This window comes from Streptomyces sp. NRRL F-5727 (assembly GCF_000719555.1).
In the GTDB taxonomy this organism is placed as follows: domain Bacteria; phylum Actinomycetota; class Actinomycetes; order Streptomycetales; family Streptomycetaceae; genus Streptomyces.
In genome coordinates this window covers 1-14559 of the sequence record NZ_JOGX01000102.1, presented here as the reverse complement: position 1 = coordinate 14559, position 14559 = coordinate 1, and the positions used below count along the sequence as shown (strand labels likewise).

Genomic DNA, 14559 nt, shown 5'->3' with positions numbered 1-14559 from the left:
CCGGTGGGGCGGTGGGCCGGTGGGGCGGTGCGGCTGGTCGCGTGGCCCGCGTCGATCGCTTCGGTACGGCTCCGAGGGCGGGGCTGTCGTCAGGTGTGGCGCCGTACGGCGGCGGGGCGTTCCGGATCCGCTCGCGCGTCAGGGCGGCGCGGGCGCGGGTGCGGCGCCGCGTCGTCGGCCCGCGGTTCTTCCGGGCCGGCGTGGTGAGCGGCGCGCGTTCGGCCGCCGGCCGAGCCGGGTCCCATCCGGGGCGGCGTCGCGTAAGGCCGCCGCGTAAGCCTGTCGCTGTCGCCGCGGGTGCTCGCGGGTGGGCCCTGGGCGCGTCAGACCTGGGTGGTCGTGAGGGTGAGCGTGCCGTCCGGGGTGGCGGTGATGCGGAGGGAGGTCAGGTCCTGGACGTGGATGTCCGGCGTGAAGGCCGCCGCGCGGGGGCCCACGCCGACGACGCGCATGCCGGCCGCCTTCGCGGCCTGGATGCCGGCCTCGGAGTCCTCGAAGGCCACGCACTCGGCCGGGTCGACGCCCAGCTCGGCTGCGCCCTTGAGGAAGCCCTCCGGGTCCGGCTTGCTCGCGCCGACCTGCTCGGCGGTCACCCGGGTCACCGGCATCCGCAGGCCCGCCGCGCCCATCCGGGCCTGGGCGAGGGCCTCGTCCGCCGAGGTCACCAGGGCGTGCGGGAGACCGGCGATCGCGTCCATGAAGGCGGGGGCGCCGGCCACCGGCACGACGCCGTCGAGGTCCGCGGTCTCCTCGGCCAGCATCACCGCGTTGTCGGCGTGGTTCTCGGCCATCGGGCGGTCCGGGAGGAGGACCGCCATCGTGGCGTAGCCCTGGCGGCCGTGCACCACCTTCAGCACCGCGTCGGCGTCCAGCCCCTGGCGGTCCGCCCAGCGGCGCCAGCAGCGCTCCACGACGGCGTCCGAGTCGACCAGGGTGCCGTCCATGTCGAGCAGGAGAGCGCGGGCGGTGAGCGTTGCCGGGGTGGCGGCCATGGGGTCTCCAGAGGGGTGGTGCGGAGAACGAAGCGGTCCCGCCCGCCGGTCAGGGAGTACGGGCGGGGCCACTTTGTTTCTTCACGATACAAAACCGGGGGCGGTCTTCGCCACCCACCCCCCCACGCGGTCGGCCGCGCCCGCGGTCAGCGGTAGGAGTTCTTGGTCTCCCGCTCCAGCTTGCGCCGGGTGTCCGGGCCGTACACGCCCTCCGGGTCCTCCAGCTGCCAGAACCGGCTCTGGTACTGGATCAGCGCCGCCCGCAGCCCCTCGTCGAACACCCCGTCGGCGTCCTCCAGGTAGACCCACAGCAGCCGCAGGCGCGTCTGGAGCTCCTCCACCTCGGGGCCCGTGTCCCCGAGGCTCAGCGTCGCGCCCTCGGGTGCGTCCGTCGGGGAGGGCGTCGCGGAGGCGGTCGGCGGGGCCATGGACGGCGCGGGCGCCGAGGTCGCCGGGCTGGACGGGGCCGTGCCGCCGGTCGCGGTCGGCGCGGCGGTGGTCGTCGGCCGTGCCGTCGGCTCCGCCGACGGGGAGGAGGACGCCGTCGAGGGCGTCGCGCTCGGCGAGGACGTACGCGGCGACGGCGTCTGCGACGGGGTGCGGGTCGGCGTCGGGGTCGCGGACGACGGGGACGGCTCCTCCGAGACGGCGAGGTTCAGGGACGCGCTGGTGGTCACCTCGGGGACGATCGCCCGGTCCTCGGGCTCCTCGCCGCCCAGCACCGCCGCGGCCAGCGCGGCCGTGCCGGCCACGGCCGCCGCCGCGACGCCCGCGACCAGGCCGCCGCGCCGCCTGCGCGACCGCTCGCGCCGCCCCCCGGCCGCCGCGTCCCCGTCCCCGAGCCCGCCCAGCAGCAACGGCATCGTCTCGTGGGCCCCGCCCTCGGAGCCGTACGCCGCGTAGCCCTGACCGTGGGAGCCGTACTGATCGAGGACCTGGCCGTGGGAGTCATGACCGTGCGAGGTCTGGCCGTGGGAGTCGTGACCGTGCGAGCCCTGGCCGTGGGAGTCGTGACCGTACGTGACATCGCCCCCCTCCGAGGGCAGGTCGCGCAAGGGAGCCCCGTAAGGGGGCCGTACCGCCATCAGCTGCGCCGTCGGCGGATCGCCCCCCTCGTCCCCCATCTCGCCCGGAGCCCGAGCCGGCGTCCCGCCGGGAGCCCCACCGGGAGCCCCACCCGACACCCCACCCGCAGCCCCCTCCTGCGCGTCGAGCGTCACGTACGGCCTGATGCGGAGCGGGTCGAAGTCCTCGGCCGCCGCCAACTCCGCGCGGGCGCAGGCGCAACCCGGTCTCTGGCCACCGCATTCAGGACATGCCTGTCCGGTCATGATCTGTCCCCTCCCCGATACAACTGGGGGTGATTATGCAGGCCACCCCCTGCCGCCGGGTGAACACACGTGCCCCTCCGCAGGCCATATCCGGACATTCGCCCCAGGATGGAGACCACGCCGGCAGAGACGCGCAGGGAGACGCCCATGGCCCAGGAGACCAGCCCGCCGCGACCCGGCGGGGCGCCGGAGCCCGCACCCGCACCGGCGCCGGGCGAGGGGCAGAGCCGGCGTACCGTCCTCGTCGCGATCGGCGCGCTGCTCCTCGGCATGCTGCTCGCCGCCCTCGACCAGACGATCGTCTCCACCGCCCTCCCCACGATCGTCAGCGAGCTCGGTGGCATGGAGCACCTCTCCTGGGTGGTCACCGCCTACCTGCTCGCCTCCACGGCGGCGACGCCGCTGTGGGGCAAGCTGGGCGACCAGTACGGGCGGAAGAAGCTCTTCCAGGGCGCGATCGTCCTCTTCCTCATCGGCTCCGCCCTCTGCGGCATCGCCCAGAACATGCCCCAGCTCATCGCCTTCCGCGCGGTCCAGGGCCTCGGCGGCGGCGGGCTCATGGTGCTGTCGATGGCGATCGTCGGGGACCTCGTCCCGCCCCGGGAGCGCGGCAGGTACCAGGGGCTCTTCGGCGCCGTCTTCGGCGCCACCAGCGTCCTCGGCCCGCTGCTCGGCGGGTTCTTCACCGAACAGCTCTCCTGGCGCTGGGTCTTCTACATCAACCTCCCCATCGGCGCCGTCGCCCTCTTCGTCATCGCCGCCGTCCTGCACATCCCGGTCCGAGCCACCCGCCACACCATCGACTACCTCGGCACCTTCCTCATCGCCTCCGTCGCCACCTGCCTGGTCCTGGTCGCCTCCCTCGGCGGCACCACCTGGGACTGGGGATCGCCGCAGATCATCGGGCTCGCGCTGCTCGGCGCCGCCCTGCTCGTCTGCTTCGTGGCCGTCGAACGGCGGGCCGCCGAACCCGTCCTCCCGCTCAAGCTCTTCCGGATCCGCACCTTCACCCTGGTCTCCGTCATCAGCTTCGTCATCGGCTTCGCGATGTTCGGCGCGATGACCTACCTGCCGACCTTCCTCCAGGTCGTCCAGGGCGTCAGCCCCACCATGTCCGGCGTCCACATGCTGCCGATGGTCGTCGGCATGCTGCTCACCTCCACCGCCTCCGGCCAGATCGTGTCGAGGACCGGCCGCTGGAAGGTCTTCCCGATCGCCGGCACCGCCGTCACCGCACTCGGCCTGCTGCTCCTCAACGAGCTGACCGAGACGACGCCCACCTGGCAGATGAGCCTGTACTTCTTCGTCTTCGGCGCCGGACTCGGCCTGGTCATGCAGGTGCTCGTCCTCGTCGTGCAGAACGCCGTCGGATACGAGGACCTCGGCGTCGCCACCTCCGGCGCGACCTTCTTCCGCTCCATCGGCGCCTCCTTCGGCGTCGCCGTCTTCGGCACGATCTTCACCAGCCGGCTCACCCACAAGCTGGAGGAGGTCTTCGCCCGGGCCGCCGAGGCCGGTACGCCGCTCCCGCCCGGCACCGGCGCCGACCAGGTCGCCGCCGACCCGCGCGCCGTCGCCCAGCTCCCGCCCGCCCTGCGCCCCGAGGTCCTGCACGCGTACGCCACCTCCATCACGGACGTCTTCCTGTACGCGGCGCCGGTCGTCCTCGTCGCCCTCGTCGTCGCCTGTTTCCTCAAGGAGGACCCGCTCCGCGCCTCCGTCACCGCGCCGGACACCAGCCAGACCCTCGCCTCCAACCCGGTCGAGCGCACCTCGTACGAGGAGGCCGCCCGCGCCCTGTCCGTGCTCGGCTCCCGCGAGGGCCGCAAGGAGGTCTACGAGAAGATCACCGCCCGGGCCGGGCTCGACCTGCGCCCCGCCTCCAGCTGGCTGCTGCTGCGCATCCGCCGCCACGGCGGCGTCGAACCCGCCCGGCTCGCCGAGACCGTCCCCGTGCCGCTGCGGGTGATCACCGAGGCGGCCCGGGAGGTCGAGGAGCGGCGGCTCGCCCGCCGCGAAGGGCTCCGGCTGGTCCTCACCGAGACCGGCGCCGCGACCGCCGCCCGCCTCGCCGCGGCCCGCGAGGAGTCCCTCGCCGCGCTCCTCGGCGACTGGTGGGGCCCCGACCGCCCCACCGACCTCGTGCAACTGGTCGAGGAGCTCAACGCCGAACTCTGCGGCTCCGACGCGGAACACCCCCGCGCCCCGGAACCGCCCCGCGACCACCGGGCCTGACGCGGCCGGGGCGGCGGCAGATCCTGCCGGGGGAAACCGGGATGACGAGCGGTCAGCGCCGGTCGGTACGCTGTCCTGCCGAAGATCGACTCAGCCGCAGCGGCACCGTCACGCGTCGCACAGTCACAGGGGGATGGACAGGATGAGCAGCCACGAGCCGGGCCAGGGCTGGCCGCCGCCGCCACAGGGGCAGCCGCAGGCGGGACCTGCGTACGGGGCCTACGGCGCCCCGCCGCCGCCGAGCGCCCCGCCGGCCCGGACGCCGTCGAACCGGGGCGCCTGGATCGGCGCGACGGCGACCCTGGTGGCCGCCGTGATCGGCGTCGTCGGCACGTTCCTGGTGAACCAGGACGACGACGACCCCAAGGCCGCACCGGCTTCGGCGCCCACCACGACCTCGGCGCCGACGCCGACGGCGGACGACGAGCCGACCACCGACGCGCCGGCCGACCCGGCCACCCCGGACGCGGAGCAGGCGACGGACACCGTCCAGGAGACGACGGAGGCCGCCTCCCCGAGCGGGCCCGCGCCCGGCACGGTCCGGTGGCAGGGGCCGCTGGTCATCACGTACGTGGACGACAAGGACCTCGACGCCGCGCCGCCCGTGGTGTCCGAGATCAACGGCGACAACGACTTCGCCGTCTACCCGTTCGGCGACCACATGCTGCGGCCCGACAACGGCGCCAAGGCCCTCGTCTGGGACGGGCCGAAGGCCCCGACGTACGCCGACTGCGCCGGCGTCGTCGACACCCTCGGCACCTCGAACGACATCAAGCTGAAGACCGGTCTGAACGTCTGCGGCCGCACCGGCGACGGCCGGCTCGTCCGGCTGACCGTCAAGAAGCTCGACGGTCTCGCCAGCGAGACCAACGCCACCTTCGACGTCGCCGTCTGGAACAGCTGACCCCGGTCGGGGCGTCAGAGCTCCTTGCCGTACCAGACCTCCATGTACGGCCCCGAGCAGTACGCCGGGATCTCCCCGTACCCGTGCCGCACGTACAGCGCCCGCGCCTCGACCAGGTCGAGCCGGGTGTTGAGCACGGCCCGGCGGGCGCCGAGCGCGCGGGCGGCCTGCTCCAGGCCGTCCATCAGGAGGTCGGCGCCGCCGCGGCCGCGGAAGGCGTGGCGGACGAACACCCGCGTCAGCTCGGCCCGTTCGGCGTCGAGCAGCACGATGCCGCCGCACGCGGCGGCCTCCCCCTCGTACCGCCCGACCAGGAAGTCCCCGGTGGGCGGTGCGAGCAGTTCGAGCCCCTCGGCGATCATCGCGTCGTCGTACTCGTCCTCGCTCAGCACCCGCCCGTAGTAGCGGCCCGCGACGTCGCCGAAGTAGTCGCGGCGCAGCGCGGTGGCGTCCGGGGTGTCGGCGCGCTCGGGAGAGAAGGTCCAGGTCATGCGGGCCATTCTGCGGCCCGCACACCCGGGTCCGCCGCCGGATTACGACGGCCTGCCGCGCCTCACGGCGCCCTGCCCCGGCCTACTTCGGCGCCGCCTGCTGCACGACCTCGAACGACCACAGCGTGGAACCGGAGGCGGCGGGCTTCGGCCGCTCCCCGCCCTCACCGCCCGCGGTGCCCTGGTGGGCGGCCTTCATGGAACCGCTCATCCACTTCTGGAAGTCCTCCTCGCTGCGCCACCGGGTGTACACCAGGTACTGGTCGGTGCCCTCCAGCGGCCGCAGCAGCTCGAACCACTCGAACCCGTCGGACCCCTCCACGGCCCCGGCGCGCGAGGCGAACCGCTGCTCCAGCACCTCCCGCTGCTCGGCCGGCACGGTCAGGACGTTGATCTTCACGATGCTCATGGGAGGCAGGATATGACCCACGGCTCCGGAGTAGCCGAAGCGGAGGCGGTGCGGAGGGTGGCCGGGCGGTGGTTGCCGCTGCTCGGGGGTGGGGACTTCGTCGTGTCGCCGGTGGGGTTGTGGCTGGCGCTCGGGGCCGTGGCCTCCGGGGCGCGGGGGCGGACCGGGGAGGAGTTGCGGGGGCTGCTCGGGGTGGAGGGGAGGGCGGCGGCGGAGGCCGTGACCTCGGTCGGGCGGCGGGTCGCGGACGGGGACGGGGTCGCGGTGGCGACCGGGGTGTGGAGCCGGGTGCCGGTGGGCGACGGGTTCCGGCGGGGGCTGCCCGGGGTGCGGTTCGGGGTGTTTCCCAGGGCCGCCTGGTACGAGCTGCCCGACGCGGCCTTCGGGGCCACGGACGACGTCTCCCTCGGGGAGGTGCCCGTGGACGCGGGGCCCGCGCTCGACGCCTGGGTACGGGAGGCCACCGGCGGGCGGATCACGCGGCTGCCGCTCGACCTCGACGGCTCCGAGGACCTGGTCCTGCTCAACGCGCTCGCGCTCAGGGCGTCCTGGCTGTCCGCCTTCCCGAGGCACCTCACGCGCGACGAACCCTTCACCGACGCGCACGGTGACACCCGGCCCGTGCCGACGATGCGGCACCGGATTCCGGCCGGGTGGGTCTGGTACGTGGACGGGGTCGTCGTCGTCGAGCTGCCCTGTCGGGAGGGGGTGCGGGTGCGGTTCGTGCTCGGGCGGCGAGGGGCCGAAGGTGCCGGGCCCGCCGCGGTGTTGGCCGCCGGATGGGCGGGGGCCGGGGCGCGCCGGCCGCTCGTGGCCGACGCGGTCGACCTCTCGCTGCCGCGGTTCACGCTGCGGACGACGGGGGCCGACGTGACGGGGCAGCTGGCGGCGCTCGGTGTCACGAGGGCCCTGAGCCCCGATGCCGACTTCTCGGGGATCTCCTCGGCCGGCCTGTACATCGCCAAGGTCGCGCAGTCGGCGCTGATCGAGGTGGCCGAGGAGGGCGTCGAGGCGGCCGCCGTCACCCAGGTGTCGATGCCCCGCAGCGCGGCCCCGCGCCGCCGGGCCGTGGAGCGGATCGCCTTCGACCGGCCCTTCGGGGTCGTGGTCCTCGACGCCTCCGGCGAGCTGCCGCTCTTCACCGGCTGGCGGTCCGGTGTTCGAGGGTGACGCGCTACGTCTGGGGGTGGCCCGCGCCCTCCGCCCGGCGGCGCCTCGCCCGTGCGGTCAGGTAGACGGCCGTCGCGGCGAGCGCCGACGCGCCCAGGGCCACGGTCAGGAGCCAGGCGGGGACGCCGCCGACGGTGAGCAGGCGGTCGCGGTAGATCACCTGGCGGTACGGGGTGTCGGCGACGGTGCGCAGGACGTGGTCGTCGTCGATCCGGGACGGGTCGGGGAAGCGCTGTTCCAGGACGGTGAGATGGGCGGGGGCGCCGCCGGTGAGCGCGGCGACGGGGCCGTCGGGGTGGTCGACGCGGCCGGAGAAGGTGACCTCGGGGCGTTCGCCGCCGATCGCCGCGCGGGGTTCCATGCGGTGGTCGGCGAGGATCGACAGGCCGAGGGTCTGGGCGGAGGCGGCGAGCCGGGAGAGCCGCATGGGGTAGACGAGTTCGGTGGAGGCGAAGGTGATGCGGAGCGGGGTCAGTTCGCCGTAGAGGTGCTCGCCCTGCTTCTCGGGGGCCAGGCGGATGGCGACGTACTCCCACGAGCGGTCGACGTACGGCCGGAGTTCGGGGGTGAGGCGGTCGGGCAGCTCGAAGCCGTTGGCGCGCAGCCAGGTGCCGAGGGCTTCGGGGTCGGTGGCGGTCAGCCGGGCGACGTCGAAGGGGCCGAGCCGTTCGCGGCCGACGACGCCGACGGAGCCGCCGGGGGCCGCGCCGGCCACGGCTCCGTCGCCGTAGCCGCCGTCGAAGGGCCAGTCGCGGGAGCGGGGCCAGAAGTAGAAGCGTTCGCGCCGCTCGGGGGCGGCGAGGTCTTCGAGGCGGTCGAAGAGTTCCGGGTCGCCGAGGGTGACGTCCGCGCGGTGCGGTACGGGCATGACCCAGGCGGCCTGCCGGGCGTTGCCGTGGACGCGGAAGCGCATGACGACGGTCTCGGTCCGTCCGTCCCAGCGGACGGCGGACTCCTCGCGGTCGACGCCGATGCGCTCCGACCTGTGCGTGATCATGGCGCCGCAGCCGCAGGCCCAGGCCGGCGCGACGAGCGAGCCGAGCTGGAGCGCGAGCAGCGCGACGAGCGTGGTCAGGATCCTGGTCGCCTTGGTGGTGTGTGTCCCCCGCATGCCCGATCGGACGTGCGGGGGACGGGTGCGGTTCCGGTGCCGGTGTCGGGGCCGGTGTCGGGGCCGGTGTAGGTGTCGGTGCTCAGGGGGTGGCGCGGACCCGGAGTTCCTTGACGCCGTTGAGCCAGGCGGCCCGGAGCCGGCGCGGTTCGCCGGCGAGGGTGAGGTCGGGCAGGGTGTCGGCGAGCGCGTCGAAGATCAGCTCGATCTCCTTCACGGCGAGGGACTTGCCGAGGCAGAAGTGGGGTCCGCCGCCGCCGAAGCCGAGGTGCGGGTTGGGGTCGCGGGTGATGTCGAAGGCGTCCGGGTTCTCGAAGACCTCGGGGTCGCGGTTGGCGGAGGAGTAGAAGAGGCCGACCCGGTCGCCCCGACTGATCTTCTGGCCGCCGAGTTCGGTGTCCTGGGTGGCGGTGCGCTGGAAGGAGACGACGGGGGTGGCCCAGCGGACGATCTCCTCGGCCGTGCCGGCGGGGCGCTCGCGCTTGTAGAGCTCCCACTGGTCGGGGTGGGTGAGGAAGGCGTGCATGCCGTGGCTGATCGCGTTGCGGGTGGTCTCGTTGCCGGCGACGGCGAGCAGCAGGACGAAGAAGCCGAACTCGTCGGAGGAGAGGTTGCCCTGGCCCTCGGCGGCGACGAGCTGCGACACGATGTCCTGGGCGGGGCACTCCTTGCGGGCGGCGGCCATGTTCATCGCGTAGCCGATGATCTCCATGGCGGCCTCGACGCCGACCTCCTCGGTGATGGCGTACTCGGGATCGTCGTACGCCACCATCTTGTTGGACCAGTCGAAGATCCGGGCGCGGTCCTCCTGGGGGACGCCGATGAGTTCGGCGATGGCCTGGAGGGGGAGTTCGACGGCGACACGGGTGACGAAGTCGAAGGTGCTGTCGGGGTCTTCGGCGGCGGCGGCGCGCGCCTCCCGGGCTATCGCGCGGGCGCGGTCGCGCAGCGCGGTCTCCAGGCCGCGGATGGCGCGCGGGGTGAAGCCGCGCTGGATGATCTGGCGGACCCGGGTGTGCTCCGGCGGGTCCATGTTGAGCATGATCAGCTTCTGGACGTCGATCTGTTCGCGTCCGATGTGCTCGTTGAAGCGGATCACGGCGGTGTTCTCGTTCGAGGAGAACAGCTCGGGGTGGGTGGAGACGTACTTGACGTCGGCGTGGCGGGTGACGGCCCAGTAGCCCTCGTCGTCGAAGCCGGTGATGCCGCGCGGCTGGGGGCACCACCAGACCGGGGCGGTCCGGCGCAGCTCCGCGAACTCGGGGAGCGGGACCCGGCTGCGCAGCAGGTCGGGGTCGGTGGCGTCGAATCCTTCGGGGAGGTGGGGGCAGGTCATCGGCAACACGCTCCAATATCTGATGGACCATCAGAAGTTGCCGGGAAAGTTAGTAACGAGTTCTACAAGTCGCAAGAGGCGCGGGCGGAATACGCCCCCACGCGCCTCCCGGACCGCCCCGACGAGCCCTCGGTCGCGCCCGAAAGCGTCCTCCTTCACCGAACTCCCGCCGTCCGGACCCTTGCGTACCGGCGGTAGCAGTCATCAGACTTCCCCCAGAACTAGAACGCGTACTAGTTCTCCCATGACGCCGACCGGCGGGTGCCGGGACACCCCGCCCGGTCGAGGAGAGGACAGCTCATGGCCGCGGAACCCGTCATCGTCGAAGCCGTACGCACCCCCATCGGCAAGCGCGGAGGCGCGCTCGCCAACCTCCACCCCGCCTACCTCCTGGGCGAGACCTACCGCGAACTCCTCGGCCGCACCGGCATCCCCGCCGACTGCGTCGAACAGATCGTCGGCGGCACCGTCACGCACGCCGGCGAGCAGTCCATGAACCCGGCCCGCACCGCCTGGCTCACCATGGGCCTGCCCTACGAGACCGCCGCCACCACCGTCGACGCCCAGTGCGGCTCCTCCCAGCAGGCCAGCCACATGGTCGCCAACATGATCACGGCCGGCGTCATCGACGTCGGCATCTCCTGCGGCGTCGAGGCCATGTCCCGCGTGCCGCTCGGCTCCGGCTCCAAGCACGGGCCCGGCAAGCCCTTCCCCGACGAGTGGAACGTGGACCTGCCCAACCAGTTCGAGGCCGCCGAGCGGATCGCCCGCCGCCGCGGCCTGACCCGCGAGCGGGTCGACTCCCTCGGCGTCATCTCCCAGGAGCGGGCCGCCGTCGCCTGGGCCGAGGAGCGGTTCAAGCGCGAGACCTTCGCCGTCCAGGTCCCGACCACCGAGGAGGAGCAGCACGCGGGGCAGGGCATGTGGCGGCTGGTCGACCGCGACGAGGGGCTGCGCGACACCAGCATGGAGGGGCTCGCCCGGCTCAAGCCGGTCATGCCCACCGCCGTCCACACCGCCGGGAACTCCTCCCAGATCTCCGACGGCGCCTCCGCCGTGATGTGGGCCTCCAAGCGCATGGCCCGGGCGCTGAAGCTGCGCCCCCGCGCCCGGATCGTCGCCCAGGCGCTGGTCGGCGCGGACCCGCACTACCACCTCGACGGGCCCATCGACGCGACCCGCGCGGTGCTCGGCAAGGCCGGCATGTCGCTCCGGGACATCGACGTGGTCGAGATCAACGAGGCGTTCGCCTCGGTGGTGCTGAGCTGGGCGCAGGAGTTCGACAAGGACCTCGACGGTCTGGAGAAGGTCAACGTCAACGGCGGCGCCATCGCCCTCGGCCACCCGGTCGGCGCGACCGGCGCCCGGCTGATCGCCACGGCGCTGCACGAGCTGGAGCGGTCCGACAAGGAGTTCGCGCTGGTCACGATGTGTGCGGGGGGCGCGCTCGCCACCGGCACGATCATCCAGCGCCTGTAGACCTGGCAGGGGTGCCCGGGAAGCGCGGGGCCCCGTCCCTCCGGAGTGGGAGGGGCGGGGCCCCGCGCCCGTGCCCCGGAACCCGGGCGGGGGTCCCCCGCGTCCCCCGGGGGAACGGATGCCGATCACGAGGGGGAACGCATGACCGGGCGAGGGAAGCGGTTACGGTCCGCTGTCGTCTGCGCGCTGCTGGCGGGCGGCGGGCTGGCGGGGTGCACGCAGGAGCCCGTTCCCGAGGGGCGTACGGAACGGGAGACCGCCGACGCGTACGTCCGGGCCCTGAACGGGCGGGACGCGGCCGCGCTCGCGGAGCTGGGCCCGCCGGGGTACGTGGAGGTCGAGGCGGACGCGCGGGAGGCCGTCGCCGAGGACGGGGGGAAGGGGATCACGGTCGCGGACGTCGAGGTGTCGCACGAGTTCGGCGACGACCTGGCGAGCGTGCGGGTCACCGGGGAGGAGCGGGACGGCCGGCCCTTCGCCCGGTACGTGTCGATGTTCCGCCGTGACGGCACCTGGGTCGTGCTCCTCGGGCACGCGCCCGGCGCGGGGACGAAGGGCGGCGCGAGCCCGGCGAGCACCGAGCGCCCCTGAGACGGCGGGCGGGGGCTCGGAAACACCGCGGGCCCCGGGAGGCCGCAGCGCCCCGGATTGCGGCATTGCCCCGGATTGCCGCAGCGCCCCGGATTGCGGCATTGCCCCGGACATGCCGCAGGCCCCGCCCCTCCGAAGGGAGGGCGGGGCCTTGCGGTGGGGCGCTGTGCGGCGTGGTGACTCTTAGTACCAGCCGTTGGCCTGCCAGAACGCCCAGGCGGCGTTCGGGGAGCCGTAGCGCTCGTTCATGTAGTTGAGGCCCCACTTGATCTGGGTGGCCGGGTTGGTCTTCCAGTCGGCGCCGGCCGAGGCCATCTTCGAGCCGGGCAGGGCCTGGACCAGGCCGTAGGCGCCGGAGGAGGAGTTGGTGGCCTTGAAGTTCCAGCCGGACTCGTGCGAGACGATCTTGCTGAAGGCGGCGAACTGCGAGGCCGGGACGATGTCGCGGGCGAGCTCCTGCGGGCTGGCGGCCGAGGCCGTGCCCGTCGTGCCGAGCACCGCACCGGAGGCGCCGAGCAGGACGGCGGCGGTGGCGGCGAAGGTCTTCTTGCGGGCGGTGGCACGAGTGGCGATGGAGCGGAACAAAACATCTACCTAACGTCGGGGACTGTGGCTGCGCCGGGCGTCACGGCCGTTTCCGACCGTTTTCGGCATGCCGGAACCAGGGCCCGGGGAATCCGGGAACTGGGGGGAACCGGCCTGCCGCGGTGCTTCGGTGAGCACCTGCCGCCTGGCGACGTCCACTACAGAAACAAATCCCCGAGGGCGATGCAACGGTCCCCTGTACGAGGGAGGTTCGGACTCGGCGGGGTGGGCGGGCCGACCGACCGTTGGGCGTTTTCGCAGGTCACGCCCGCTGATGGGCGTTTTGTGCGGCTCGTCCCGTTCTACTATGTCCGGTCGTACGTGACGTGGGTCCTATGAGGCGCCTCACCCGCAGACCCCTCCACGGGCCCCTCGAATGTGACCTGGGCCTCGAAGTTCGCCCGCCGGGTGGCCCTCCGCAGCGCCCGCAGCAGCGGCCCGCCGACCGAGAGCGTCAGGACCACGGTGAGCGCGGCCCGGCCCAGGTCCCAGCCGAGCGAGGTGGCCAGCACGTACGCCGCGAACCGGACCAGGTTCTCGTCCGCCGGCGCCCCGGGCACGAAGGACAGCCCCGGCGCGAGGCCGATCGTCACCCAGCCGTAGAGATTGGTGACCGTGCCGTACGCGAACGCCGCCACGAAGCCGTACACGGAGAGCACCAGCAGCTCCCGCCGCCCCCGCACCCCCGCCGGCAGCAGCCCCGCGCCCATCGCGAACCAGCCCATCGCCAGCATCTGCGTCGGCATCCACGGCCCCACCCCGCCCGTGAGCAGCGCCGACGCGAACATCGTCACCGCCCCGAGCACGAAGCCGAAGCCCGGGCCGAGGACCCGGCCGCTCAGCACCATCAGGAAGAACATCGGCTCCAGGCCGGCCGTGCCCGCGCCCAGCGGGCGCAGCGCCGCGCCCACGGCGGCCAGCACCCCCAGCATCGCCACCGCCTTCGCGTCCATCCCGCAGTCCGCGATCGTCGCCACCACGACGGCGATGAGGAGGGGGAGGATCAGCGCGAAGAGCCAGGGCGCGTCGGCGGCGTGGTCGGTGACGGCGGCGCCGGCGTCCGCGAAGAGCGGCCAGCCGATCCCGGCGAGGCCGACGAGGGAGACGAGGACGAGGGCGGCGACGGAGCGGGGCCCGAGCCGGACGGGGTGGCTTCGCGTGGTCACGGGCGCAGCGCCTCCTCCACCTGTTCGACCGTGAGCCACGGCTCCGGCGCCAGGATCTTCGCGACCTGCGGGGCGAAGGCCGGGGAGGAGACGACGACCTCGGCCGTCGGCCCGTCCGCGACCAGCTCGCCGCCCGCGACGATCACCACCCGGTCCGCCAGCTCCGCCGCGAGCTCCACGTCGTGCGTGGCCAGCACGATCGCGTGCCCGGCGGCGGCGAGGGCCCGCAGCCGGGTGACCAGCCGGGCCTTCGCCGCGTAGTCCAGGCCGCGGGTCGGCTCGTCCAGGAGGACCAGCGGCGGCGCGGCGGTCAGCACGACCGCCAGCGCGAGCGCCAGCCGCTGCCCCTCGGACAGGTCGCGGGGGTGGGTCGTGTCCGTCACGCCCGGTACGAGCTCCGTCACCAGCGCCCGGCAGGTCCCCGGCGGCGCGCCCGCGTCCGCGTCGGCGGCGGCGCACTCGGCGGCGACGGTCTCGGCGTACAGGAGGTCACGCGGCTCCTGCGGGACCAGGCCGACCTGGCGGATGAGCGTGCGGGGGGCGGTGGTGTGCGGGGTCAGGCCGGAGACGAGGACCGTGCCGGAGGTGGGCGCGATCATGCCCACGAGAGTGGAGAGCAGGGTGGACTTTCCGGCGCCGTTGCGTCCCATGAGCGCGACGGTCTCGCCCCGGTCGACCCGGAGGTCGACGCGGCGCAGCGCCTCGACGCGGCCGCGGCGGACGGCGAGGCGGTGGAGGTGGAGGAGGGGGGCGGTGGGG

Annotated in this window: 14 protein-coding genes; 5 read left to right on the top strand and 9 right to left on the bottom strand. The window is 73.9% G+C overall.

Features of this window, described 5'->3' with window-relative positions; genetic code table 11:
* Positions 1 to 323 precede the first annotated feature (323 nt).
* Both IF73_RS0135650 and IF73_RS41315 read right to left on the bottom strand, forming a co-directional pair.
* Positions 324 to 992 (bottom strand): HAD-IA family hydrolase, encoded by a 669-nt coding sequence (locus IF73_RS0135650; RefSeq protein WP_031015337.1) that lies wholly within the window; start codon positions 990 to 992, stop codon positions 324 to 326.
* Between the two features lie 146 nt (positions 993 to 1138).
* Positions 1139 to 2047 carry a peptidoglycan-binding domain-containing protein gene (locus IF73_RS41315; protein WP_158822247.1) on the bottom strand — a complete coding sequence of 303 codons (909 nt, stop codon included), beginning with the start codon at positions 2045 to 2047 and terminating at the stop codon, positions 1139 to 1141.
* 423 nt (positions 2048 to 2470) lie between these two features.
* On the opposite strand from IF73_RS41315, the gene IF73_RS0135640 reads away from it, so the two are divergent.
* Both IF73_RS0135640 and IF73_RS0135630 read left to right on the top strand, forming a co-directional pair.
* Positions 2471 to 4558 carry an MDR family MFS transporter gene (locus IF73_RS0135640; RefSeq protein WP_031015335.1) on the top strand — a complete coding sequence of 696 codons (2088 nt, stop codon included), beginning with the start codon at positions 2471 to 2473 and terminating at the stop codon, positions 4556 to 4558.
* Between the two features lie 142 nt (positions 4559 to 4700).
* A complete protein-coding gene (locus IF73_RS0135630; protein WP_158822245.1) occupies positions 4701 to 5462 on the top strand; it encodes a hypothetical protein in 762 nt (253 codons plus the stop codon).
* Positions 5463 to 5476: 14 nt separating this feature from the next.
* Here IF73_RS0135630 and IF73_RS0135625 read toward each other — a convergent pair whose 3' ends face one another.
* Positions 5477 to 5962 carry a GNAT family N-acetyltransferase gene (locus IF73_RS0135625; RefSeq protein WP_031015333.1) on the bottom strand — a complete coding sequence of 162 codons (486 nt, stop codon included), beginning with the start codon at positions 5960 to 5962 and terminating at the stop codon, positions 5477 to 5479.
* Between the two features lie 73 nt (positions 5963 to 6035).
* On the bottom strand, positions 6036 to 6362 hold the full coding sequence (locus IF73_RS0135620) for an antibiotic biosynthesis monooxygenase family protein (RefSeq protein ID WP_031015332.1): 327 nt from the start codon (positions 6360 to 6362) through the stop codon (positions 6036 to 6038).
* A gap of 12 nt (positions 6363 to 6374) precedes the next feature.
* Here IF73_RS0135620 and IF73_RS0135615 point away from each other — a divergent pair, with 12 nt between their 5' ends.
* Positions 6375 to 7532: a serpin family protein gene (locus tag IF73_RS0135615; RefSeq protein ID WP_031015331.1), complete on the top strand. Its 1158-nt coding sequence runs from the start codon at positions 6375 to 6377 to the stop codon at positions 7530 to 7532.
* A gap of 4 nt (positions 7533 to 7536) precedes the next feature.
* On the opposite strand, the gene IF73_RS0135610 is transcribed toward IF73_RS0135615, so the two are convergent.
* Both IF73_RS0135610 and IF73_RS0135605 read right to left on the bottom strand, forming a co-directional pair.
* Positions 7537 to 8643 (bottom strand): DUF2330 domain-containing protein, encoded by a 1107-nt coding sequence (locus IF73_RS0135610; protein ID WP_031015330.1) that lies wholly within the window; start codon positions 8641 to 8643, stop codon positions 7537 to 7539.
* An 82-nt stretch (positions 8644 to 8725) separates the two neighbouring features.
* A complete protein-coding gene (locus IF73_RS0135605) occupies positions 8726 to 9979 on the bottom strand; it encodes a cytochrome P450 (RefSeq protein ID WP_031015329.1) in 1254 nt (417 codons plus the stop codon).
* Between the two features lie 300 nt (positions 9980 to 10279).
* On the opposite strand from IF73_RS0135605, the gene IF73_RS0135600 reads away from it, so the two are divergent.
* Entirely contained in the window at positions 10280 to 11458 is a 1179-nt protein-coding gene (locus tag IF73_RS0135600) for a steroid 3-ketoacyl-CoA thiolase (protein WP_031015328.1), read from the top strand.
* Positions 11459 to 11599: 141 nt separating this feature from the next.
* Positions 11600 to 12049 carry a hypothetical protein gene (locus IF73_RS0135595; RefSeq protein WP_031015326.1) on the top strand — a complete coding sequence of 150 codons (450 nt, stop codon included), beginning with the start codon at positions 11600 to 11602 and terminating at the stop codon, positions 12047 to 12049.
* Between the two features lie 183 nt (positions 12050 to 12232).
* On the opposite strand, the gene IF73_RS0135590 is transcribed toward IF73_RS0135595, so the two are convergent.
* From IF73_RS0135590 to IF73_RS0135580, 3 genes are all read right to left on the bottom strand, one after another.
* Entirely contained in the window at positions 12233 to 12634 is a 402-nt protein-coding gene (locus tag IF73_RS0135590; protein ID WP_031015324.1) for a transglycosylase SLT domain-containing protein, read from the bottom strand.
* A 305-nt stretch (positions 12635 to 12939) separates the two neighbouring features.
* On the bottom strand, positions 12940 to 13800 hold the full coding sequence (locus IF73_RS0135585) for an ECF transporter S component (RefSeq protein WP_031015322.1): 861 nt from the start codon (positions 13798 to 13800) through the stop codon (positions 12940 to 12942).
* Positions 13797 to 14559: energy-coupling factor ABC transporter ATP-binding protein (locus IF73_RS0135580; RefSeq protein WP_031015320.1), on the bottom strand; the 763-nt coding region annotated here is incomplete at its 5' end. The genes IF73_RS0135580 and IF73_RS0135585, both read right to left, overlap by 4 nt.